A 23,121-nucleotide genomic window follows, 5' to 3' on the forward strand; every position below is an offset into this window, starting at 1 on the left:
TTTTTTATCTGACTTAGCTCAACCTTCGGTTTTCCCGAACTTGTGTTCGCGCTATCTATCTCTCAGCTGAGTAAGGGTCCTCCGCCAGTAGATAGGCTCTGATATCTGCCTTTTGCTCCTGGGATTGCAGCCATTCTCGGACCTCCCTGACTTTGCCGTAAAGATCCTCTCCGAACTTTTGCTTGTAAATTTCGGCAAAGTTGTCCTTAGCGCCATCCTGCCGAATCTTTTTCTGCCACTGTTGAGTCACTACAGCATTAAGTGAACCGGCCAGTCCTTCCGTCTTGAGTAGTTCCCATTCCCCCCTGTCCAACCACAAACCGCCAACGGCGGCGCTGTAATCCAGGCGGTGTTCATTCCCGGCGGAGATTCGGAACTTCTGCATAAGGACTCCGGAGACAGGGCATAGCATTGCCTGCTTCGACTCCATTACGTCGCTCCCGTCGGAAGCCTCCAACCTCTCGGAAAAGTCGTGCTCAGGATTGCGCTCCTTCCACGCCAGATAATCCTGAATCAGTATCCAATTGCCGCCGCAGGAAGAACAGGTATGTGCACGAAACAATTCATCCATAAAGCTCGGCTTCAGCACGCCATTACTACAACTTGTACATCTCATCATTTTTCTTTTCCGCATTGATTCGAGGGTGGCTATGTAGGAATCCACGGGACGGGTAAGTACATTCGCCATTTAAAAGCCGCCCTGGGGCGGCTTCAAGTTCAGGCTTCGGTTTCCGGTACCTTGGCGAAGTCGCCGACACCCGCCTCCTTCAGCAGCGAGTCCACCAGCGGCGCCATGGCGCGGTGCTTGAGGGCGCTGCCGACCAGGGCTTCCGGCAGGCTCTGGCTCTTCATATCGCCGTCGCTGTCCATGATGCCGCCACTGGCGCGGCCGTCGATGCCGTTCAGGCCCTCGACGGAGATGATCTTCATGCCCTCGATGCTCTCCAGCGGCTTGACGCTCTCGCGGATGATATGGGGCAGGTTCTCGTGCAGGCTGAGGACCTGCTTCAGTGCGATCTGCGCATCGCTCAGGCTGTTCAGGGCCTCGTTCATCAGGCGCTGGCCCTCGGCGTCCACCGCGTATTTCTCGCGGTCCGCCTCCACCTTGATACGCACGGCCTCCGCCTCGGCGGCGGCCTGCAGGCGCAGGGCCTCGGCCTTGTCTTCCGCGGCAGCCTTCTCCGCCTCGGCGGCCACCTTGATCGCGGTGGCCTGGCGCTCCGCCTCCTTTTGCGCCTCGATGATCTCGATGCGCTTGTCCCGCTCGGCCACTTCCACATCCTTGGCGGTGCGCACCTGTTCCTCGGCCTTCACTGCTTCCGCCAGGGCCACGTTGGCCTGCTGGTCGGCGACGGACTGCTCCTTGGATTTTTCCGCTACCGCGATTGCGCGCTCCTGCTCGGCAATCTCCACGGACTTCTGCTTGGAGATACGCTGCTCCTCGAGGATGCGCTCGCGCTCGATTTCCTGCTCCTGCAGGCGCTTTTCCTTCTCGATTTCCAGCAGCTTGGTGGCCTGCTCGGCGGCGATGCGCGACTGGTCCACTTCGCGCTGGGCCTCGATTTCAGCCTGGCGCGCGGCCTTTTCCTGCGCCGCCAGCTCCTTGGCCATATCCGCCTTCTGCGCGGCCTCGCGGTTTTCGATTTCGCGCTGCTGTTCCAGATACGCGTAGCGCTTCTCCTTTTCGATCTCCAGGCGCTGGCGCTCGGCCTCGAGATTTTTCGTCTCGATCTGCACCCGGGTTTCCTGCTCGACGTCGTTCACTTCCTTGCGCCGCGCCTCGATGGAGCGGGTCATGCTGGCCAGGCCCTCGGCATCGAAGACGTTGTCCTGATTGAAGAACTCCTTGTGGGTCTGGTCGAGGCCGGTCAGGGAAACGGATTCCAGCTCCAGGCCGTTTTTCAGCAGGTCCTCGGACACCACCTGCTGCACCTTCTGCACGAACTGGCTGCGCTGCTCGTGCAGTTCGGCCATCTGCATTTCGGCCGCCACCGAGCGCAATGCATCGACGAACTTGCCCTCGATCATGTCCTTCAGCGCTTCCGGGTCCAGGGTGCGGATGCCCAGGGTCTGGGCGGCGTTGGCGATGGCATCGGTGTCCGGCTTGACGCGCAGGTAGAACTCCGCCAGTACGTCCACGCGCATGCGGTCCTTGGTGATCAGCGCCTGGTGTTCCTTGCGCGACACCGCCAGGCGCAGGGTGTTCATGTTCACCGGGATGATTTCGTGCAGCACCGGCAGCACCAGGGCGCCACCGTTCATGATCACCTTCTGCCCGCCCATACCGGTGCGCACGAAGGAGCGCTCCTTGGAGGCGCGGGTGTAGAGGCGCGCGAAGATGGTGCCGATCACGATCAGGCCGACCAGCACGGCGCCGGCCATAAATAGAATGGTGGAAAAGTTTTCGATCATATTCACGTTGGTTTTCTCCTTTTTAGTTATTTACCAGGTGCTGGCTGGTGGGGCGGATCACGCGGAAACTGGCCCCGCGCTCTTCCACCAGCAGCACCTGCTCTCCCTGGGAAAAGGTCTCGTTCCCGTCCGGCTCCACCATCACATAGTGGGTGGTGCCGTACTCGTCGCTGAAGCGCGCCTCGGCCGGCGAACCCGCCGCAGCCTCTCCGATGGTGATTACGGCCACGCGGCCGATAAAGGATTTGCGCCCCACCGCCTCCGTCTCGTCGCCGACCGCAAAGCGCCGCAGCAGGTTGCCGACGAAGCGCACCTGCGGCAGCGCCAGCATGAATACCGGAATCACCAGCAGCCAGCCGGGCAGCACGAAACCCAGCAGCGAGTCGACGAACATCTGGATCAGCAGTCCGGTCACGCCGAAGCCGACCAGGAAGGCGACCAGCAGTATCAGCGCCGGCACCTCGCCGAAGCGCAGCCAGCCGAGGAACTTGGTCAGCACTCCGCCCGCCTCGGTATCCGGCGCGTCCAGGTCGACGTCCACGTCCGGCAGCAGGTTGTCGAGCAGGTCCGAGATGCCGACGCCGATCAGGGTCATTACCCCCTCGAGCAGCGCGATCATCAGCATCAGCACCAGGGCGCCGGTAAACAGCAGATTGCCGTCTTCAAGCAGGAAAGCCATCAAGCCTCCGATTTGATTTTTGCCAGCCGCTCCTTGATGCGGTTGCTGCGCGCCAGCTCTTCCAGTTCGGCCAGCTTGCTGGCGTCGGCGCTGGATTCGGAAGTGGGCACGCCGGCACTTTCCAGTACGCGGTTGAAAGCATCTGTGGCCTGATCGACCCTGTCCGCAGTTTTGCGGCTGCTGCCGCGCTCCTCGCCGCTGGCGCCGTCGACGATATGCTCGCTGGCTTTGGCGAATTCACGCAGCTGTTCGCGCATCTCGCGCTTCTTGCCCTGCAGGGCGCTGATATAGGAGTTCAGCTCCTTGATCTCCGCGTCGGCATCATTGATGGCTTTTTCCAGCACCGGCAGCTGCGCCTCTATATCCATCTGCTTGGCGATGGCGGCCTCGGCCAGATCGTCGCGGCCCTCTTTTACCGCTATGTCGATCTGCTCGGCGAGTACACTGTGACGGCTGTTTTCGTCGTTCAGGGCCTTGCTGCTCAGGTACTTGGCCGCCTCGGCCTTGCCCAGCTGATCGCGCACATCGAAGATGGCATCGTCGATCTCGCGGATCGCCTGCTCCATCACCAGCTGCGGGGTGGCGTTTTCCACCGAGTCCACCAGCGCGTTGGCCGATGCGGTTATGATGCGGGAAATGCGTTTTACCAGTCCTTCTTTCATTGTTTTCTCCTTCCGTTCCGTTGATTTAACTATTTGTTCAGCAGCAGATCGAGTTGTTTTTTGATTCGCCTTGCGGAATCCGGGTCGGCCACGCGCGGGTCCTCCTGCAGGGCCATCAACAGGGCTTTTTCCAGGAATGCCTCGATTGCGGGCAGCGCCCTCTTCTCCAGCGCCGGGGCCATGGGCTCATCATCGGCACAGGCCTGCACCGCCGCCGCACCCTCGGCGAGCAATTCCAGCAGCGCCTCCACCAGCAGGCTCCGCTCGCCCTCATCGAGGCAGCGGGCCTTGACCGGCAGGATGGTTTCGGCGGAGGCGATATAGGCGCGGGCAAAACTCTGCATGCCGACGGACTCCCGCGCCATCGCGATCAGCTCGCGCACTTTTTCGCTTTGGGTGACAGCGCCGTAGCGGTCGATGGACATCAGGTAGGCGTAGTCGTCCGCCGACAGGCGTGCCGATATGGATTGGCTCTTGTTGAGCATGGTCATTCCCTTTAACCCCGGATGTATACAAAAGTACACACGCGTATACACCGGGTCAACGAGTATTTGATGAAATCTTTCGTGGTGAAAAATTGTGCGCCAATGATATTGGCACGGAGGTGCGGGTCGGATGCTTCGACTCGGCCCCGCACGGCGTCATTTCAACGACTACCGCCTTTACAAAATTTCCCCGGCGCGATTACCTGTCCCATCGAACCTAATTGGACGCTCCACGGGGCGGCCCCGTCGCGGGTCAGCTTTTGTGCACCGTGGTGAATTTTTCCGCAGTGGCGCGGATGAAATAACAATAAACAACGGCTCCCGGTAGCGCCGCCGCAGGCGTTCTCCGCGGTCGGGAGCCCGGGGAGGACCATGATCAGAAAAATAGACAGAAGAAATTTCCTCAAGATCGCCGGCGTCGGCGCCGGTGGCATACTGTTGCCGGTGTACGGCACTCCGGTGACGGCGGAGCAGCTGACCAACGACGGCATGGATGTCCGCACCAAGAAGGCGCTGGCGGACGCAGCGCTGAACACGGCGCGCAAGGCCGGCGCCAGCTACACCGATGTGCGCATCGGCCGCTACCTGAACCAGTTCGTGATCACCCGCGAGACCCGCGTCGAGAATATCGTCAACACCGAGTCCTTCGGTGCCGGCATCCGCGTGATCGCCAACGGCACCTGGGGCTTCGCCGCCACCAACGACCTGACCCCGGACGGCATAGCCCGGGCCGCGCGCCAGGCAGTCGCCGTGGCCAAGGCCAATTCCAAGTACCAGACGGAACCGGTACAGCTGGCGCCGGTGAAGGGCGTGGGCGAGGTCAGCTGGAAAACACCGATCGAGAAGAATGCCTTCGAGGTGCCGATCAGCGAGAAGGTGGACTTCCTGATGGAGGTCAACGACGCCGCCCTGCAGGCCGGGGCCGATTTCATCAACTCCACCCTGTATCTCGTCAACGAGCAGAAATACTTCGCCTCCAGCGACGGCTCCTATATCGACCAGGACGTGCACCGCCTGTGGGCGCCGATGGAGGTGACCGCGGTGGACAAGGACAGCGGCAGCTTCAAGACCCGCAACGGCCTCGGCGACCCGGTGGGCCGCGGCTACGAATACCTGGACGGGCGCGAGGAGGACAAGATCCACGGCCAGACCACGCTCTACCGCAACTCCTACGACATGGTCGAGGACGCCAGGCTCGCCGCGGAACAGGCCAGGGCCAAGCACAGTGCGAAATCCATAGAGCCGGGCAAGTACGACCTGGTGCTGGAGCCCTCGCACCTGATGCTGACCATCCACGAATCCGTCGGCCACCCGCTGGAGCTGGACCGGGTGCTGGGCTACGAGGCCAACTACGCCGGCACCTCCTTCGCGACCCTGGACAAGTGGCGCAGCGGCAAATTCCAGTACGGCAGCGACAAGGTCAATCTCTTCGCCGACAAGCTGCAGCCCGGTTCACTGGGCGCGGTCGGCTACGATGACGAGGGGGTGAAGACCAAGCGCTGGGACCTGGTGAAGGACGGCGTACTGGTGAACTACCAGGCCGTCCGCGACCAGGTGCATATGCTCGACCAGAAGGAATCCCACGGCTGCTGCTACGCGGACAGCTGGTCCAGCGTGCAATTCCAGCGCATGCCCAATGTGTCCCTGGCCCCGGGGGAGAAGAAATACTCGGCCAGGGACATGATCCGCGATGTGGAAAAGGGCATCTACATCGTCGGCCGCGGCTCCTATTCCATTGACCAGCAGCGCTACAACTTCCAGTTCGGCGGCCAGCTGTTCTACGAGATCAAGAACGGCGAGATCGTCGGCCAGGTGGAGGACGTCGCCTACCAGTCGAATACCCAGGAGTTCTGGAATTCCTGCTCCGCCATCTGCGACAGCAGCGACTACCGCCTGGGCGGCACCTTCTTCGATGGCAAGGGGCAGCCGAGCCAGGTGAGCGCCGTCTCCCACGGCTGCTCCACCACCCGATTCGACAAGGTCAATGTGATCAACACCAAGCGCAGGATTTCATAAGAAAACAGTGAATCGCTTCTTTCGTCACCCCGGCGCAAGCCGGGGTCCAGGTGCCACGAAACTGGATTCCGGCCTGCGCCGGAATGACGAACTCAAGTAGCAGCGAACAACAATAATTTTTCGGAGAAAACAAGATGGCAATTTTATCCAGAAGTGAGGCCAAGGCTATTCTCGACAAGGTGCTGAAATACAGCAAAGCCGAGGCCGCCAGCGCCCAGCTCACCGGCGCCGAGACCGGCAATATCCGCTACGCCCGCAACAGCGTCTCCACCAGCGGTATCGTCAACGATATCGAGCTGGCCGTGGAGGCGCGCTTCGGCAAGAAGTCCGGCATCGCCACCATCAACGAGTTCAGCGATGCGGCGCTGGAAAATGTCATGCGCCGCGCGGAGGAACTGGCCAGGCTGTCGCCGGACAACCCGGAGTCCATGCCGCTGCTGGGCAAGCAGAAATATATACCCGTGGACGGCTTCGCCAGGTCCACCGCGGAGATAACACCGGACCAGCGCGCCAAGGCGGCCGCGGACTCCATCGCGGCGGCGAAAAAGCAGGGCGCGGTCGCCGCCGGCTTCCTCGAGGATGCGCGCTCCTTCGCTGCGGTGGCCAACACCAAGGGGCTGTTCGGCTACCACGCCTCCACCTCGGCCAATTTCACCGTGACCATGCGCACCGAGAACGGCCTGGGCTCCGGTTGGGCGGAGAGCGACGTCACCGACTTCGCCGCCATGGACGCCGGCGCTACCTCGCGCATTGCCGTGGACAAGGCGGTGCAGTCCCAGGAGGCGCGTGCGCTGGAGCCGGGCAAGTACACGGTGATCCTGGAGCCCAACGCGGTTTCCGGCCTGCTCGGCTACATGATGTGGCTGTCCGACGCCCGCAGCGCCGACGAGGGCCGCAGCTTCATGAGCAAGAAGGGCGGCGGCAACCGCATCGGCGAGAAAATGTTCGACAAGCGCGTGCATATCTACTCGGACCCCGCGGACCTGAACGTGCCGGCGCAGCCCTGGTCCGAGGACGATCATATGGCCCTGTCGCGGGTCGACTGGATCAGGGACGGCGTGGTGCGGAACCTGCCGCGCAGCCGCTACTGGGCCGAGCAGTCCAAGGCGGAGCCGGTGCCCAAGCCGAATAACCTGATCATGGTCGGCGGCGACAAGTCCACCGAGCAGCTGATCAAGGAGACCCGCCGCGGCGTGCTGGTGACCCGCACCTGGTATATCCGCATGGTGGATCCCCAGTCGCTGCTGCTCACCGGCCTGACCCGCGACGGCACCTTCTATATCGAGAACGGCAAGATCAAATACCCGATCAAGAATTTCCGCTTCAATGAGAGCCCGGTGATCATGCTGAACAATATCGAGGAGCTGGGGCGCGCCCAGCGCGTCGGCATGTTCGGCTCCTCGGCGATGATCCCGGCACTGAAAGTGCGCGACTTCACCTTCAGCAGCCTTTCCGATGCCGTTTGACGGCGCAGCGAAATTGAGGAGCGAATAATGGACAGAAGAAAATTCCTGCAATTGAGTGGCGCCGGCCTCGGCTTTTCCCTGCTGCCGCTGTCCGGCATTGCGGTGGCGGAGAGCCGGCTGACCCAGAGCGGTATCGACGTCGCAGTGAAGAAGGAGCTGGCGGACGCGGCCCTGAACACCGCCACCAAGCTGGGGGCCAGCTACGCCGACGTGCGCATCGGCCGCTACCTGAACCAGTATGTGATCACCCGCGAGATGAAGGTGCAGAACGTGGTCAACACCGAGTCCCTCGGTATGGGCGTGCGCGTGATCGCCAAGGGCACCTGGGGCTTTGCCGCCACCAATGATATGACCGTGGACGGCATCGCCCGCGCCACGGCCCAGGCGGTGGCCACCGCAAAAGCCAATTCCAAATACCAGCGGGAGCCGGTGCAGCTGGCGGAGCAGAAGGGCTACGGCGAGGTCAGCTGGACGACGCCGATCCAGAAAAATGCGATGACCATTCCGCTGGCGGAAAAAGTCGACCTGCTGATGGCCGTGAACAAGTCCGCGCTGGATGCCGGTGCCAGCTTCGTCAATTCGATGCTGTACCTGGTCAACGAGCAGAAGTATTTCGCCTCCACCGACGGCTCCTATATCGACCAGGACGTGCACCGCCTGTGGGCGCCGCTGGAAGTGACCGCGGTGGACAAGAAGACCGGTGGCTTCCGCACCCGCGAGGGCCTGGGCCAGCCGGTGGGCCGCGGCTTCGAATACCTGGACGGCCGCGCCGAGGACAAGATCCAGTCGCAGACGGTGCTCTACCGCGACTCCTACGATATGGTCGAGGATGCGCGCCTGGCCGCGGAGCAGGCGCGGGAAAAACTCAGCGCCAAGTCCGTCAAGCCGGGCAAGTACGACCTGGTGCTGGACCCCAGCCACCTGTGGCTCACCATCCACGAATCCGTCGGCCACCCGCTGGAACTGGACCGGGTGCTGGGCTACGAGGCCAATTTCGCCGGCACCTCCTTCGCCACCATCGACAAGTGGCGCAGCGGCAAATTCCAGTACGGCAGCGACAAGGTCAACCTGTTTGCGGACAAGGTGCAGCCGGGCTCCCTGGGCGCGGTCGGCTACGACGACGAGGGCGTGCAGACCAGGAACTGGGACCTGGTGAAGGATGGCGTGCTGGTGAACTACCAGGCCATCCGCGACCAGGTGCATATGCTCGACCAGAAGGAATCCCACGGCTGCTGCTATGCGGACAGCTGGTCCAGCGTGCAGTTCCAGCGCATGCCCAATGTGTCGCTGCTGCCGGGCAAGGAGGATCTCTCCGTCGACGACATGATCAAGGATGTGGAGAAGGGGATCTACATCATCGGCGACGGTTCCTTCTCCATCGACCAGCAGCGCTACAACTTCCAGTTCGGCGGCCAGCTGTTCTACGAGATCGAGGACGGCAAGATCACCGGCATGCTGGAGGATGTCGCCTACCAGTCGAACACCCGGGAATTCTGGAATTCCTGTTCGCAGATCTGCGACAAGCGCGACTACCGCCTGGGCGGCTCCTTCTTCGACGGCAAGGGCCAGCCGCAGCAGGTCAGCGCCGTGTCCCACGGCAGCGCGACGGCGCGCTTTGACGGTGTCAATGTGATCAATACCAAGCGCAATATCGGCTGATATTTCGCAGGTTCCTGTAGGAGCGGCCCATGGCCGCGATCGATCTTTCCGACTTCTCCGGAATCCGATCGCGGCCATGGGCCGCTCCTACACCTGGTTTTTATGCTGTAACTATGCCTCTGACCCGCAGACACTTCCTGCAAAACCTGTTGCTGACCGCCACCGCGCTGCCGGCCGGCCTGCGCGCGCAAAATTCCCGGCAGCACTACGACTTCTACTTCACCCGCCTGATGTACGAATCCGGCGACTGGGACGTGGACCAGCGCATGCCGTCCAACCTGCTGAACTCACTGGTGGAGTACACCAGCCTGAAAGTCGATCCCACCGAACACATAGTGCCGCTGGCGGACCCGCAAATGCTGCTGGCCCCCTTCTGTTACCTGGCCGGGCACAAGCTGGTGGAGTTCACCGCAGCGGAGGCGCGCAACTTCCGCGACTATGTCAACCGCGGCGGCTTCGTGTTCGCCGACGACTGCAACCACGATATCGACGGTCTCTTTGCCAAATCCTTCGAGGCGCAGATGACGGCGCTGTTCGGCGCGGGCTGCCTGCAGAAGCTGCCGAACGACCACGATCTGTATCACTGCTTCTTCCAGTTCGACGAACTGCCGGTGACCAGTTTCGAACTGAACGGCTGGGGCGACGACCTGGTGCACGACTACCTGAAGGCGATCGTCGTCGACGGCCGCATCGCCGTGCTCTACAGCAACAAGGATTTCGGCTGCGAATGGGATTACGACTACCGCAACAAACGCTGGCTGGCCGTCGACAACACCAGATTCGCCGTGAACATCGTTATCTACGCACTGACAAGTTGAATAAGCATGCAAACCGCTATTGAAGACCGCATAGAGCAGCGCCTGGAAGGCCTGGAAAAACTGCGACAGGAAATCGGCAAGGTGATCGTCGGCCAGCAGGCCGTGGTGGAACAGCTGCTGGTCTGCCTGCTGGCCCGCGGCCACGCCCTGCTCGAGGGGGTGCCCGGCCTCGGCAAGACGCTGCTGGTGAAAACCCTGTCGGACTGCAGCGAGCTGGCGTTCAAGCGGGTGCAGTTCACCCCGGACCTGATGCCGGGGGACATACTCGGCAGCGAGATCCTCGAGGAGGACCACTCCACCGGCAAGCGTTTCTTCAAATTCCAGGCCGGGCCGGTTTTCACCAACATACTGCTGGCGGACGAAATCAACCGCACCCCGCCGAAGACCCAGGCGGCACTGTTGGAATCCATGCAGGAATACGCGGTAACCGTCGCCGGCGAGACCATGGCGCTGCCGGACCCCTACTTCGTGCTGGCGACGCAGAACCCGATTGAGCAGGCCGGCACCTACCCGCTGCCGGAGGCGCAGCTGGACCGCTTCCTGCTGAATATCCATATCGACTATCCCGCCGAGGAGGAGGAGGTGGCGATACTGCGCGCAACCACCGGCAGCGCCGCGGCAACACCGCAGCCGTGCCTGGACGCCGGCGCGCTGCTGGAGATGCAGAAGCTGGTGCGCGAGATACACGTCAGCGACGACCTCTACCGCTATGTCGCGCAGCTGGTGCGCGCGACCCGCGCCGGCGCGGACGGCGATTCCCGCCTGCAGCAGTGGATCAAATGGGGCGCCGGCCCGCGTGCCGGCCAGGCGCTGATCCTCGCCGCCAAGGCGCGGGCCCTGCTGCAGCGGCGCCTCGCCGTCACCCGCGCCGATATCCAGTCACTGCTGCTGCCGGTACTGCGCCACCGCCTTCTGCTCAGCTTCCAGGCCCAGGCCGACGGCGTCACGGTGCTGCGGGTGCTGCGGGAACTGCTCGAAGTCGTACCGGAACCCGGGCGGGACTGATACGGTGGAGCCGGTATCGTGAGACTGATCCCTTGAAACTGACGGACCCACTGGTGCTGGCCAGCACCCGCGACCTGCTGTGGCTGTCACGCCATATCGCCGAGGGCATGCTGCTCGGCGCCCAGCACAGCCAGCGCCGCGGCGCCGGCATCGAGTTCCAGCAGTACCGCAGCTACGAGCCCGGCGACGCCATCCGCCATATCGACTGGAAACTGTTCGCGCGCTCGGACCGCTACTATGTGCGCGAGGCGGAACAGGAGAGCCAGATGCACGTCTGCATCGCGCTGGATACCAGCGCCTCCATGGCGCAGCCAAGTTTCGCCGTCCCGCAGCTGACCAAGCTGCAGTACGCCAGGTGCTGGATAGCCACCCTCTGCTGGCTGCTGCACAACCAGGGCGATCGCTTTTCCCTGCTGGCCCTGAACGACGGCGGCAGCCGCCATATTCCGGAGGGCCAGGGCGAGGCACAGCACCGGCGCATAGCGCTGGAACTGCAGCGGTTGCAAGCGCGCGGCCACTGGCCCGGGGAAGCGCAGCTGGCGCCGCTCTGGAACCACTTCGAACAACCCTGCCAGGTGGTGCTGGTCAGCGATTTCTTCGAGCGCAACGCAGAGATCAGCGGCTTCGCCGCGCGCCTGCACGCCGCCGGCCGCCCCTGCCTGCCGCTGCAACTCCTGGTCGAGGCCGAGGAGACATTTCCGTTCGACGGCGAACTGAAAATCCGCGATCCGGAATCGCCGGCCATCACCGAAGTCAGCGCCCGGGCGCAGCGCGCCGATTACCTGCGCGCTTTCGACACCGCGCAGAGAACCCTGGCCGCGCGCTTTGCCGCGCAGGAATGTGCGCTGACCAGCGTCGCCATTGAGCAGCCGCTGGAACTGTCGCTGCGCCGCTTTGTCGGCGCGCACTCCAGGACTGGTTCCGGGGGGTTCGGCTGATATGCTCTGGCAGTCTCCCCAGTGGCTGTGGCTGCTCTGTGCCCTGGCGCTTCCGCTGCTGATTCACCTGTTGCGGCGCAACGCCGCGCGGGAAATTACCTTTGCCGCTGTGCACTGGCTGCAGAAAAAACGCCAGTACCGCAAGCGGCTGATGCTGCGGGAAAAGTGGCTGCTGCTGTTGCGCATCCTGCTGTTAGTGCTGCTCGCACTGCTGCTGGCACAACCGCTTTGGCAGCGCGAGGCAACGGCCACCGCCGATATTCTGCTGGTGGACCCGCGCATAGAGCGCGCCGAACTCGAGGCATTCCTGCGCGAGAACACCGCCTTCGCCTCGGCACTGTGGCTGCAGCCGCAACCGACGCCGGTAGCCGAGCCGCAACCGCAGGCGACGGACCTGTGGAACACCCTGTCCAGCCTCGCCGATGCCGGCGAATTCCGCCGCGCCCATATCCTGCTGCGCAGTGCGGAAAACCCGAGTGGCCACAGGGCCCTGTCGGTCAGCCCGCACTGGCAGTGGCATGCGCTGGAAGACGCAGGGGAGGAAAGCCCCACACCGTTGCCAAAACTCGCCCTGCTGGGCGAGGGGCCGCCGTGGCTGGAAGCGGCCCTGCAGCAGTTGCAGGACACCGCGGCGCCACAGCTGGAACTGCAAAGACTCGACGCCATCGACTCCGTCAACGCCAGCGCGCAGGACTGGCTGATCTACGACACTGCCGGTGCGCTGCCCGCAGCGCTGCGGAAATTTGTCCGCGACGGCGGCCTGCTGATCACGGACCAGCGCGTGCAGGCGGCAGGCGAAATTCCCTTTGTCGACGTCGCCGGCGGCGAACCCCTGCAGGCCGCCGCGCTCGGCCGCGGCAGCTGGCTGCGCTACGGGCGAGACTGGCACGGCGACGAGTTTTTCCGCCGTTCGGACCTGCCGGAAAAACTGTGGCGGCAGTGGTTCGAACAGGACTGGGCACTGCAGGCACGCAGCCGCGGCCGCTGGTCCGTCGCCGCGCCGCCGGGCATCGCGGTGCCCGAGGCCGATGTGCGCCTCTCCCGTTCCGTGCCGCTCGAACACTGGCTGTTGCTGGCATTCGTGCTGCTGCTCGCACTGGAGCGCAGTGTCGCGCTGGCGCGCCCGGTTGCGGGAGGTGTCGGCCGTGACTGACCGCGCCGATCAATTGCTGCGGCGCGCCGCACGCCGCTGGCGCGTCGCCAGCCTGTGGCCCTATTTTGTGCTAGCGCTGGCCGCGGGCGCCTTCTTGCTGGCGCTGGCCGCAGGCGCCTTTCTGCTGGCGCCCGCCGCAGGCGCCACAGTCCAGCCGCAATGGCTGGGCTGGATTCTCCCGGCGTTCCCGGTTGCGATCGCGCTGGCACTGCTGCTGGATCGCAACTGGCGTCTCTCCACGGTGGAAATCTGCCGCCGGCTGGACGGCCGCTTTGCATCGCTGCAGGACAGCAGCCAGCTGCTGGACAGCGCACCGGACAGCCTCAGTCCGCTGGCCCGGGTGCAGCGGCAACGCACCGCCGCCGCGCTGCAGCAGTTGCTGGACAGCGGCGCCCTGAAAAATTTCCACCCGCCCTGGCACCGCAGCGCGGTAGCCAATGCCGCCGGCGCCTGCCTGGGGCTGCTGCTATTTGCCATCGCCGACAGTCTGCCGCCGGAAATAACGCGCGGTGCCGCGGATGCGGCGCAGACTGCCGCCGCGCCGCAGCCTGTTGCGGTGGCTGAGGCCGTTACCGAAATCCGGCCGCCCTCCTACACGGGCCTGCCCGCACTGACCCAGTCGCTGCAGGTGAAGGCGCCGGAACAGTCGCGCATCACCTGGCGGATCACACTGAATACACCCGCCGACGCCCTGACGATGCTCGCCGCCCGGGAGCACTTCGCCTTCACTGCAACGGGGCCGCTGCCCAGCCGCCACTGGCAACTGGCAAGGACACTGGCGGAGACGGATTTTTACCAGCTGTCCGCACTTCGCGGGGAGGAGGAAATACTGCTGCCGCAGATTCACAATATCGAGATCGACCCCGATCGACCGCCGCAGTTCTCCTTCAACTTGCCGCGGGACAATGTCACAGTGGTCGCTGGCGAGGCGCGGTCGCCGCTGCTGCAGGTGGATGTCGAGGTGACGGACGACTTCCGTGTGGCGGAGACGGAGCTGTTGATCACCCTGGCGAGCGGCGACGGCGAGAATGTCCGCTTCAGGAACGAAAGCATAGAACTAGAGCCGAGCAGTGCGGCCGGCGACGCAAAGCGCTACCGCTTCAGCCTGCCGGTGGAGAACTACCAGATCGAGCCCGGCGACGAACTCTACTGGTTCCTGCAGGCGCGCGACAACCGCGAACCCGAGCCGAACCTGCACAAGAGCCAGCACTTTATTGTCCGCTGGCCCCAGGCGGAGATTTTCGGGCTCAGCGATGCCGAGGGCATGGCGATCAAGATACTGCCGGAATATTTTCGCAGCCAGCGCCAGCTGATCATCGATACCGAGGCGCTGCTGGCGGAGCGGGATCAGCTCGGCGAAGAGGATTTCCGCAAGCGCTCGCAATCCCTCGCCTATGAGCAGAACCTGCTGCGCATGCGCTACGGCCGCTTCCTCGGCGAGGAGGATTCGGCAATGGAACACGGCGGCGAAGCCGAAAACCCTGAAGAAGATCACGGCGAAGGCGAAGAGGTCCACGAAGAAGCGCATGCACATCACGGGGACGAACACCGGGCCCCGTCACAACAGTTCGGCGACGCCAGCGGCGTGGTCGCCGCCGCAGGCCACCAGCACGACAACTCGGAACACGCGACCCTGTTCGACCCGCACACCAAGGAGCTGCTGCGCAGCGCGCTGAATGCCATGTGGAGCTCCCACCGCGAGCTGTCGGTCATAGCGCCGCGCGCTTCCCTGCCCCACCAGCACAGCGCCCTGCGCTATATCAAGGAAGTACAGCAGGCCTCGCGTATCTATCTGCAGCGGGTCGGTTTCGAGCCGCCGGCCCTGGACGAGAGCCGGCGCCTGAGCGGCGAACGGGACGGTGTAAAGCTGTCACCCTTGAACGCCCAGCGCAGCGACCCGGAGCGCGAACAGCTGTTACAACTGCTGCAGCGGGTGCGCAGCGGCGACGCCCTGGACGATGTCGCGACGGAGCAACTGCAGTCACTGCGCCAGCTGCGCGAACAGCCGCAGTTGCGGGTGGAGTTGGCGAAAAGCCTGCGCTTGCACCGACAGCAGCCACACTGCAGCGAATGCCGCCGCCAGCTCTCCGCACTGCTGCACCAGTTACTGCCACCACCGCGGGCACAGCCGTCGCTGCCGCGGGAGCGCGCGGCCGCGGGCAGTTTCGACAACTGGCTGCGGCAACAGGACGGGGGGCGCCGATGAATTTCTGGTTCGCCGCCATCTGTATCGCCGCGCTGGGGATTTCCCTGCTGCTGATCATCCGCCGGAACAAAAGCGTGGCCCGCCGCACCGGTGCGGCGCTGCTGCAGATCGCCATCTGGGGACTCACCTGGGCACTGGTGAATCCCCCCGCGCTGCTGCCGCCGAAAGCCGCCGCGCCGCAAATCGAACTGCCGCAAAGCCGGGATGCGCTGCGCGACCTGCCGCCGGTGCGACTGCAGGTGGAAAGCGCGGGCGAGACTCCCGGCTGGCGGGTGGACTGGCCCAGGCAATTGTCGCTGGGCGAGCCACTGCAATTGCACATCGCGCACGACAGCGGCATTGCGGGCCGCCTGTTCCTCGAGGACCCGTTTGATGGCGATGTGGACAGCGCCGTGCTGGCCGCAGAAGGCGGCGAGGCGATACTCAGCGACACACCCAAACTCGCCGGCCGCTGGCTCTACCAGCTGCGTATCGAGACGCAAACCGGCAGCGACACCGCCGTGCGCCGCGAGCCGCTGCCGGTGCAGGTGCATGCGCCGGAGGCGCCGAAAGTCTTGCTGTGGCTGGCACGCCCGGGGTTTGAGAGCGCCGCCCTGTCACGCTGGCTGCGCCAATCCGGCACCCCGGCCCGGGTCGTTACCCAGTTGGCTCCCGATATCGTACGGCGCGAGTCCTTCAACGGACTGGAAGCAGGAAGCCGGCAGCTGCTGGACCCCGACGGCCCCTTCGATCTGCTGATCCTGGATAGCCACCTGTGGCCGCAGCTGGGCCCTGCGCAGCGGCAACAGCTGCCGGCCCTGGCCGAACGGAAATCCCTGCTTTGGCTCACCGGCGCCGACAGCCCGCGCGGCTTCCTGGATTACACCCGCGCACAGGGTATGCCGCTCACGCCCGCGAATCCGGTCGAGGTCGATTATCCACCGGCGGCCGGAGAAAAAATGCCCTCACTGGTCCCGGCCGGTTACCGGCCACAGCAGACGCATCCGGGCGATATCCAACTCGGCGCCCCGCCGATTTACTGGGCGCGCAGCAACCGGGGCCAGTCTCTCGGTTTCGTGCTGTTCGACCGCAGCTACCGCTGGATCACCGCCGGTTTCGCCGCGGACTACGCCCGCCTGTGGAAAACCCTGTTCGACCACCAACTGCGCCACCGCGCCGGGCACATACCGGTAAGACTACAGAAGCAGTTGCCGCGCGAGCAGCAGCGGACGATTCTGTGCAGCGCGGCTTTCTCTGGCGCAACACCGCAGTTGCTCTCCGCGGATAATAAAGGAATGAAGGCTCTGCTGACCGGCGTTGCCCTGCCCGGCAGCGGCGGCGACACCTGCTATTCCTGGTGGCCCAGGCAGCCCGGCTGGCACCGCGTCGACTACGGCAGCGGCGAATTCGATTTCTATGTATTTCCGCGCGACTCCTGGCCCCGGTGGCAGCAAACCATGGCCCACGCGGAAACACGGCAGATGGCCAGCGCCCGCCTGGGTCCGGCCGCCGATACGCAAGCACCGCGGCATCCGCTGCCCCGGCACTGGATAGCGCTGGCGTTGATACTGTTGCTGGGGTTCAGCTGGTGGCGGGAGCGCAGAATGCTGCGCTGAGGCTTCAGTGCAAGGTGAAGTGAGATGCGAATGCCGCTAAGTTAAGGGTTGGTGCAGCAACTTCTGTAGGGTGGACAAAGCGAAGCATGCCCATCACGGCCGCGGAAGATGGGCACGTTGCTGGACTCCTTGCTCATCCTTTTAAAGTGGAGCGGTTAGCACGGGCCGCCACCAGGGTACATGTAGATCTCATGCTCTTCCGTGCCCTCAGGAACCATGACCATCTCACCGGTTAACGGATTAACAATGAACTCATAGTCAATGCCCTCCGCCTTCAGGTCCTCCGCATATACATTTTCATAATATCCGATAGCATACAACTCATCCCTAGCCAGATCCTCGGATACGCCATACTGCTTAACATAGCGCGAAACATAGTTATCATGAGGGGCATCCCTGCCTAAAAGCCATTTCTTGGCATCATTCATTCTTGATTTAGGATCAAGCTTCTTCTTACTTTTTCTCTTTCTTGTTGGCACATCTACTCCGATATCTTCAGCGCTAACGCTGCGCTCTGCGGAAATTTTGGAGCGACAGCGAGCAAATTTTCCGTAGCAGGGCTTTATTACACGCCCTTCTCAATCACTGCTAATGTTCTTTCGATAAAACGGAAAAGTGCTCTTTCTGGTATAAAATCGGCCTTGTTTTCCACGTTAAACTTTCCCAAAATAATTTTTATTTGCGCATCATTTTTAATTTCGACAACCGTCATACCATCGTTCTTCAACTTTTTTACTCTTGATACCCAATCTAAAGTGTTTTTCCGAAATACTCGGAGTTCAGCTTTGCTCGTCGGTTTACCGTGTCCAGGTACAATGATACTTTCTTCATTACCTAGCTTTAGAATTGCTTCAATTGCACTATTAAACCCGGACAACCCTCCATCATAAAATGTTGGATGCCAACTGGTGTCATAAATATCACCAACAAAAATACTGTTACTTATTTTGTGAAAAAAAACTTTATCCTCAGTTGTATGAGATTTGGCCAACAGCCCATGAATTTCTGTGAAATTGGCTGCATTATCAAGAAGTATGCCTCCTTTTTCGATAAAATATGCGTTTCCACCCGAATGATCACTGTGTTCGTGTGTATTTAATATAAATTTCACGGGTTCACCAACAAGGTCTTTTACAACATTATTTAAATCATCCAGATTTTCACTCCCCGGCATAGGATCTACTAAAACAATTCCCTTTGTAGTTTTGAACAGTCCAATATTTGTTCCGTAATATATAGATTTCAAAATAAATGCCTCCTTGGACAGTTCGGTTACCAAAATATTATCCGAACTTGCCAAGCTCATTTTTGAGCAGATAACGGCGATAAAAAATAATGTGAATTTCACGGACAATCCTTTTTATACTCAGTGCTCATATTTTAATACGGTGTCTAACGCCTGCAGTATGCGCGCCCTTGTAATGGAGCCGAAAGCGCAATGAAAAGGGCATCGCCGAACCTGCACTGGTTAGGAAAACAAGCCCCAAAACCTTCGGCGCTCAATGAACGGATTTTTGTCCGGAGAATACCCGGCTATTATCTTCTTTGCCGCCAAATCAAAAGATGACATGCCTGAGTCCATCGCAAGCTCTTCATTCCGTGACAATCGCGACACTCGCTTAACAAAAGCTTGTGGCGGATCGATGGTGTACAGCCACCACTCTCGAGCCTTCACTTCCGGACGATGCTCGTGGCAACTTTTTGTGAGATTTATCACCAAGTACTCATTTGGGTCTTCAACCTTGCCAATCCTCCTTACTTCACCCTCTTTCTTGGGAAGCAGCAAGTCTGTGCAGATGTTGAACCCGACTTTCATGGGGCTCGGCTCGAAATGCTCAACCCTACTTCCATCACCGTGGAACGCATAAACGATATTACCACCAAACATGAAGATTTCTGTGATGACGACCAAGTAATACCATTTACCCTCGAATCCAATTTCCAGGATATCCCCTGGACGTTGCTGAATCACAATAATCTCCTCTCGCCGTAGGAACCCCGGTCACCCAGGGCTCCTCAGAGAATCCATATCCTTCAGTATATCTTCACTCATCCAGCCAAAGGCGCAGGCGACTTGTATTCTTTTTGACAGACTTGAGAATGGTCCATAGCCAGAGAAGAGGCTATCTCTACCTCCCGGGATACCCTTGGGTATTTCACGCTTGTACATCTCATCAAGCGCTTCATCAGCGAATGCGCACGCTATTACCGGAATAAGCCGTTCATCATCAAACGCTATTGCATCACATACCTTGTCTAATCTCGAGACATCGTGAAATTGGGAATTAACTTGAGCTGCAAACTTTTTTGCCTACTCCCTTTCGAACGCCTTCGTATAGTTTCGATAAACCTGCAGGCCATTCTTTTCAATGTCGCTCATATCTAGCGCCGCGATATCTTCATCCCATTCGAACATTCTCATGAACCCTATGAAAATTTAACGCCCGCATCAGCGGCATTTGCACCTGTGCTTTAAGTTTGGCAGGCTTGTCCTGCCGGGCTTAAAGCACAGGTGCAAATGTCCGCTGCATGCGCTTGTTAGCTGCCACACAGCGCTTGTTTTAACTTTGATAATTGCTCCGAATTAAGACCACGAAGCGTTACGAACGTTGGCCACCCAAGGTGGGTAAAAAAGACTGCCGGCCCAAACATGACAACCCGACGAATATTACTGATCTCATATATACCGCGTTTTCTCAGTGGAGCCGTAATAATAATGTGCTTTCCATTGATTTCAACAAGCGGATACTCATATAGGTAGTGTAAATGGCGGAGCACCAAGCCACCAAGCACTACACTTAAAAGAAATGATATGGCGCTAGTTTCCAGCCTACCACTATCGATAGATACGTATGCGAGAAACCAGCTAAACGGCAACCAGATAATGCCTATGAGAATCAGTCCGGGAACAATCAATCTCTTGAGACTTCTTCTTTCACCCAATTCCATAATCACTGACGCCGTTCGGGGATTGGAAAGCAGCTAACGCCGCGCTCACGGGCGGACAATACTATGCACCTTTGTGCAAAAATGGGAGCGAAGCGACCAGCACAAATGTGGTCGGGTAGACGACGGCGTTACCACCGCCGCCCCCCACAGATCCGGACGTGCGCGACTAACGCATCCGGCCCTTCAATTCATCGCCTTCGCAGGTTTCATGGCTAACAATCTCACCGCCGGAAGTGGGTAACGCTGTAACAGTTTTTCAGCGAACTCCCAGCTCAACCGGTGCCTCTGTGATCGTCGCCGCAGCCACTTTATCCAGAGCCGCTTTACCAGATACAGGAAGCACCCCAGCGATTCGCTGTTGCCCCTGATTCCAAAGTAGGCGTAATGACCCCTGATCTTACTACAGAGTTTCGTGTATTGCTCTGGCAGTGGCCGGTGGCGATTATTTCGGCACCAGTGACTTGCAGCTTTCACGGCACGCGCAAGCCGGGACTTCATGGTCTTGCGCCGGATGCTCCAGCCGCCTCGACGGTTCTTTCTCCAGTAGTGGTGAACCCCAGGAAGTCGATACTGGCATGCTCCTGGGGCTTGAACCTGGTGACACAGGTCTTCTTCGGGTGCAGGTGGAGACCGAAACGATGGAATCGCTTTGGTAGCACCTCCATTACCCACTCGGCGTCCCTGGCGTTTCTCGTTAGCAGCACTGCGTCATCGGCGAACCGAATCAGGCAGGCATCGTTGAGTAGCCGGGGCCTCACCGCTCGCTCGAACCACTGGTCCAGCACATGGTGCAGGTAGACGTTGGCGAGCAAGGGCGAGATAACGCCGCCTTGTGGCGTTCCGTGTTCGGGGTAACGAAGGATTCCGTCCTCCATTACCCCCGCTTTTAGCCATTTGTTGATTAGGCGCAATATCACGCCATCACCTATCCGTTGCTGGAGGAACTTCCGCAATTAATGCTTATCCAGATTATCGAAAAAGCTCTGGATATCCATCTCAATAACATGGCCACCTCCCGCCTTGTGCAGCTGCTGGTACAGCAGTGCCAGCGCTTGATGCGTACTCCTGTTCGGTCGATAGCCGAAGGAGTTCGGGTGGAAGGTGGGCTCGTAGAGCTTTTCCAGTATCCAGACCAGCGCACGTTGCAGCAGCTTGTCTTCGAAGGTCGGTATCCCGATGGGGCGCCGATCATTGCCTTTCGGGACGTATCCGCGCCTTACCGCTGGAGCGAGATAGCTGCCGTCTTTGGCTCGAACCAGAAGACTCTCGAGATTGTCCTCTAGCTTCTGCTCGTAGCCGGCTGCCGTCTGGCCGTCCACACCGGTGGCGCCGTCCTTCCGGGTATGATGAAAGGCTGCTCGCAACAGGTCCTTGGTCAGGTACTGATTGAGATTGGTAAAGCACCGCTGCGGGTATTCCCTACCCAGCGCCGCTAACCTCAGAAGTGAGGTGGACATGGTTTCGGAGCTCTGTGTCTCTTGCATGTTTCCCTTCTGAGGGTGTGATGAATTGGCTTTCCCTTCCCTCCACTGGCTCCCGACGGATTTCGGTTCGCCCGCTTCCTCGGTACTATGGAAAGCTCCGATTTCTGTTTCGTTGTCTTGCGGCAGCCCTTTCTATCGTTCCGACGCAATACCTTGGATGGTGTTGTTTTCCTTCGTGCGACCCAACACCCAGCCGCACGCCGGGACCAACTTCTTGACCGCAGGCCCGTAGCGGTTATATACACAAGGAGCGAAACAGACCTCCCGAGTTCCCAAGGTTTCCTTGCCAGCATGCCAGGCTTTTCGACACCGGTGGGTCTGCATTCCAGGTCAGCTTAGAATACAGGTATTGCCTTTCGCAGCTATGAAAGCGTCGGCGCCCACGATGAACCAATTTCGGTGCTCAATCACCGTGGCCTACTGACTCGCTGTCTACGCTTAACCGCCAACGTCACCGCTGGACAGTCCAAGACTCGCTTCCGGGTGGTGACCAGCCTTGCCCGGGTGGGACTTACACCCACGGGAAACCTATACACAGTTTCCGTTAACCACATCCTTGTCAATCAACTTCCCCTGCGCCTGAGCTTTGCTCGGCGCACCATAGCGTTGGCTGTCCCTTGCAGCGCTTGGTTAAGAGCGGGGCCTAGTAGAGGGCCATAACGCTAAACAAGCAGCAAAAGCTGAAACTAGGCCAGCCTGAACAAATACGCGTAAATCTATACCGCTCTTTTCTAAAATAGAGTACCGTGGATTCAATGGGTCATAATAAACTATGACATCTTTTCCTTCTGGGTACTTCCTCAATACCTGGCGAGAGTAAATAGATCCAGGTGCCTGATAGCTAACCTTACCAGACTCAAAGGTGTAACCATCTACTACATACTGATATTTAATGTCATGGAATGAACTTCTACGCCCGCTCAGCTTTCTTGACTCGATTATTTTCCCTGTGGTTGAGGCCGTAGCATCTGAGGAATAGTAGCTATGGATAGTACTAAATGCACCTAAGTGATGCTCTCCAAAGTAGAGCAATGCAACAGCAGCAGCTATCCGCAGAATTCTCTTCATGACTACTTGCTCTTAACGCCCGCCAGCAGGGGCGGCCTACTTTGCGCACTTTTTGCGCGACAATGGGAGCGAAGCGACTCGCGCAACAAAGTGCGCAAAGTAGGACGTCCCGCGGAGGGCCGGAGGCCCGGAGCGTACTGCCTGGCATTGTTATTGGGCTCGGAGTTGCAGCGCCCATCTTATTAACTTAGCGCCGACCCCGCTTACTACTGCAACAATACCAAATTGGCCAAACGACTGGAGTACAAGTTTTGGCCAGAAATCAATTTCTTCAGTAAAAATTGGGTGCCAAATATAAATTAGCGACATGTTACCCGGAAGCAATAGAGCGTTGTAACCGGGCATACCTCCGCCATACACGATCCAATTTACTGTAAATACTACTAGGCCAACGAGTAGCCCAACCAAACCTGAAATTGTAGTGGCATAGTGAATCTGGTCACCTGGTTTTGAGTGTATGATCACTCACAGAGAAAGTCAGGTGGATATGATGACGAAGAAGAGAAATTTCAGCCCGGAATTCCGT

The 23,121-nt window shown here is 60.1% G+C and carries 18 protein-coding genes and 1 pseudogene; 9 read left to right on the forward strand and 10 right to left on the reverse strand.

Annotated elements, in window-relative coordinates; translation table 11 throughout:
• Window positions 1–55: 55 nt before the first annotated feature.
• The 5 genes from AC6R19_RS14630 to AC6R19_RS14650 form a co-directional block, all read right to left on the reverse strand.
• The gene (locus AC6R19_RS14630) at window positions 56–634 is read right to left on the reverse strand and encodes a zf-TFIIB domain-containing protein (RefSeq protein ID WP_500580593.1); all 579 of its coding nucleotides are present in this window, start codon (window positions 632–634) and stop codon (window positions 56–58) included.
• A gap of 83 nt (window positions 635–717) precedes the next feature.
• Window positions 718–2,412 (reverse strand): flotillin family protein, encoded by a 1,695-nt coding sequence (locus AC6R19_RS14635; protein WP_500580594.1) that lies wholly within the window; start codon window positions 2,410–2,412, stop codon window positions 718–720.
• 22 nt (window positions 2,413–2,434) lie between these two features.
• Complete coding sequence (locus AC6R19_RS14640) at window positions 2,435–3,091, reverse strand: YqiJ family protein (protein ID WP_500580575.1); 657 nt, start codon at window positions 3,089–3,091, stop codon at window positions 2,435–2,437.
• A complete protein-coding gene (locus AC6R19_RS14645) occupies window positions 3,091–3,753 on the reverse strand; it encodes a PspA/IM30 family protein (protein ID WP_500580576.1) in 663 nt (220 codons plus the stop codon). Before AC6R19_RS14645 ends, AC6R19_RS14640 begins: the two co-directional genes overlap by 1 nt.
• A 29-nt stretch (window positions 3,754–3,782) precedes the next feature.
• Window positions 3,783–4,238: a hypothetical protein gene (locus tag AC6R19_RS14650; protein WP_500580577.1), complete on the reverse strand. Its 456-nt coding sequence runs from the start codon at window positions 4,236–4,238 to the stop codon at window positions 3,783–3,785.
• Window positions 4,239–4,610: 372 nt separating this feature from the next.
• On the opposite strand from AC6R19_RS14650, the gene AC6R19_RS14655 reads away from it, so the two are divergent.
• The 9 genes from AC6R19_RS14655 (at window position 4,611) to AC6R19_RS14695 (ending at window position 17,094) form a co-directional block, all read left to right on the forward strand.
• Window positions 4,611–6,254, forward strand: coding sequence for a TldD/PmbA family protein (locus tag AC6R19_RS14655; protein ID WP_500580578.1), 1,644 nt, complete (start codon window positions 4,611–4,613; stop codon window positions 6,252–6,254).
• Between the two features lie 134 nt (window positions 6,255–6,388).
• Window positions 6,389–7,720: a TldD/PmbA family protein gene (locus AC6R19_RS14660; protein WP_500580579.1), complete on the forward strand. Its 1,332-nt coding sequence runs from the start codon at window positions 6,389–6,391 to the stop codon at window positions 7,718–7,720.
• 27 nt (window positions 7,721–7,747) lie between these two features.
• On the forward strand, window positions 7,748–9,379 hold the full coding sequence (locus tag AC6R19_RS14665) for a TldD/PmbA family protein (RefSeq protein ID WP_500580580.1): 1,632 nt from the start codon (window positions 7,748–7,750) through the stop codon (window positions 9,377–9,379).
• Between the two features lie 113 nt (window positions 9,380–9,492).
• Complete coding sequence (locus AC6R19_RS14670) at window positions 9,493–10,197, forward strand: DUF4159 domain-containing protein (RefSeq protein ID WP_500580581.1); 705 nt, start codon at window positions 9,493–9,495, stop codon at window positions 10,195–10,197.
• Between the two features lie 6 nt (window positions 10,198–10,203).
• Window positions 10,204–11,202: an AAA family ATPase gene (locus AC6R19_RS14675; protein WP_500580582.1), complete on the forward strand. Its 999-nt coding sequence runs from the start codon at window positions 10,204–10,206 to the stop codon at window positions 11,200–11,202.
• A 32-nt stretch (window positions 11,203–11,234) separates the two neighbouring features.
• Window positions 11,235–12,140: a DUF58 domain-containing protein gene (locus AC6R19_RS14680; RefSeq protein ID WP_500580583.1), complete on the forward strand. Its 906-nt coding sequence runs from the start codon at window positions 11,235–11,237 to the stop codon at window positions 12,138–12,140.
• A gap of 1 nt (window position 12,141) precedes the next feature.
• Complete coding sequence (locus AC6R19_RS14685) at window positions 12,142–13,293, forward strand: BatA domain-containing protein (RefSeq protein ID WP_500580584.1); 1,152 nt, start codon at window positions 12,142–12,144, stop codon at window positions 13,291–13,293.
• On the forward strand, window positions 13,286–15,499 hold the full coding sequence (locus tag AC6R19_RS14690; RefSeq protein WP_500580585.1) for a hypothetical protein: 2,214 nt from the start codon (window positions 13,286–13,288) through the stop codon (window positions 15,497–15,499). Before AC6R19_RS14685 ends, AC6R19_RS14690 begins: the two co-directional genes overlap by 8 nt.
• On the forward strand, window positions 15,496–17,094 hold the full coding sequence (locus tag AC6R19_RS14695) for a hypothetical protein (protein ID WP_500580586.1): 1,599 nt from the start codon (window positions 15,496–15,498) through the stop codon (window positions 17,092–17,094). Before AC6R19_RS14690 ends, AC6R19_RS14695 begins: the two co-directional genes overlap by 4 nt.
• 155 nt (window positions 17,095–17,249) lie before the next feature.
• Here AC6R19_RS14695 and AC6R19_RS14700 read toward each other — a convergent pair whose 3' ends face one another.
• The 5 genes and pseudogenes from AC6R19_RS14700 to AC6R19_RS14720 form a co-directional block, all read right to left on the reverse strand.
• Complete coding sequence (locus AC6R19_RS14700; RefSeq protein WP_500580587.1) at window positions 17,250–17,573, reverse strand: hypothetical protein; 324 nt, start codon at window positions 17,571–17,573, stop codon at window positions 17,250–17,252.
• Between the two features lie 86 nt (window positions 17,574–17,659).
• Window positions 17,660–18,442, reverse strand: a complete 783-nt coding sequence (locus tag AC6R19_RS14705) for an MBL fold metallo-hydrolase (RefSeq protein WP_500580588.1) — start codon at window positions 18,440–18,442, stop codon at window positions 17,660–17,662.
• Window positions 18,443–18,562: 120 nt separating this feature from the next.
• Complete coding sequence (locus AC6R19_RS14710) at window positions 18,563–19,066, reverse strand: hypothetical protein (RefSeq protein ID WP_500580589.1); 504 nt, start codon at window positions 19,064–19,066, stop codon at window positions 18,563–18,565.
• Between the two features lie 1,471 nt (window positions 19,067–20,537).
• A pseudogene (locus AC6R19_RS14715) lies at window positions 20,538–21,527 on the reverse strand (reverse transcriptase domain-containing protein).
• A 630-nt stretch (window positions 21,528–22,157) separates the two neighbouring features.
• Window positions 22,158–22,595 (reverse strand): DUF3592 domain-containing protein, encoded by a 438-nt coding sequence (locus tag AC6R19_RS14720; RefSeq protein ID WP_500580590.1) that lies wholly within the window; start codon window positions 22,593–22,595, stop codon window positions 22,158–22,160.
• Window positions 22,596–23,121: the final 526 nt, after the last annotated feature.

The organism is Microbulbifer sp. SE14, from assembly GCF_059834885.1.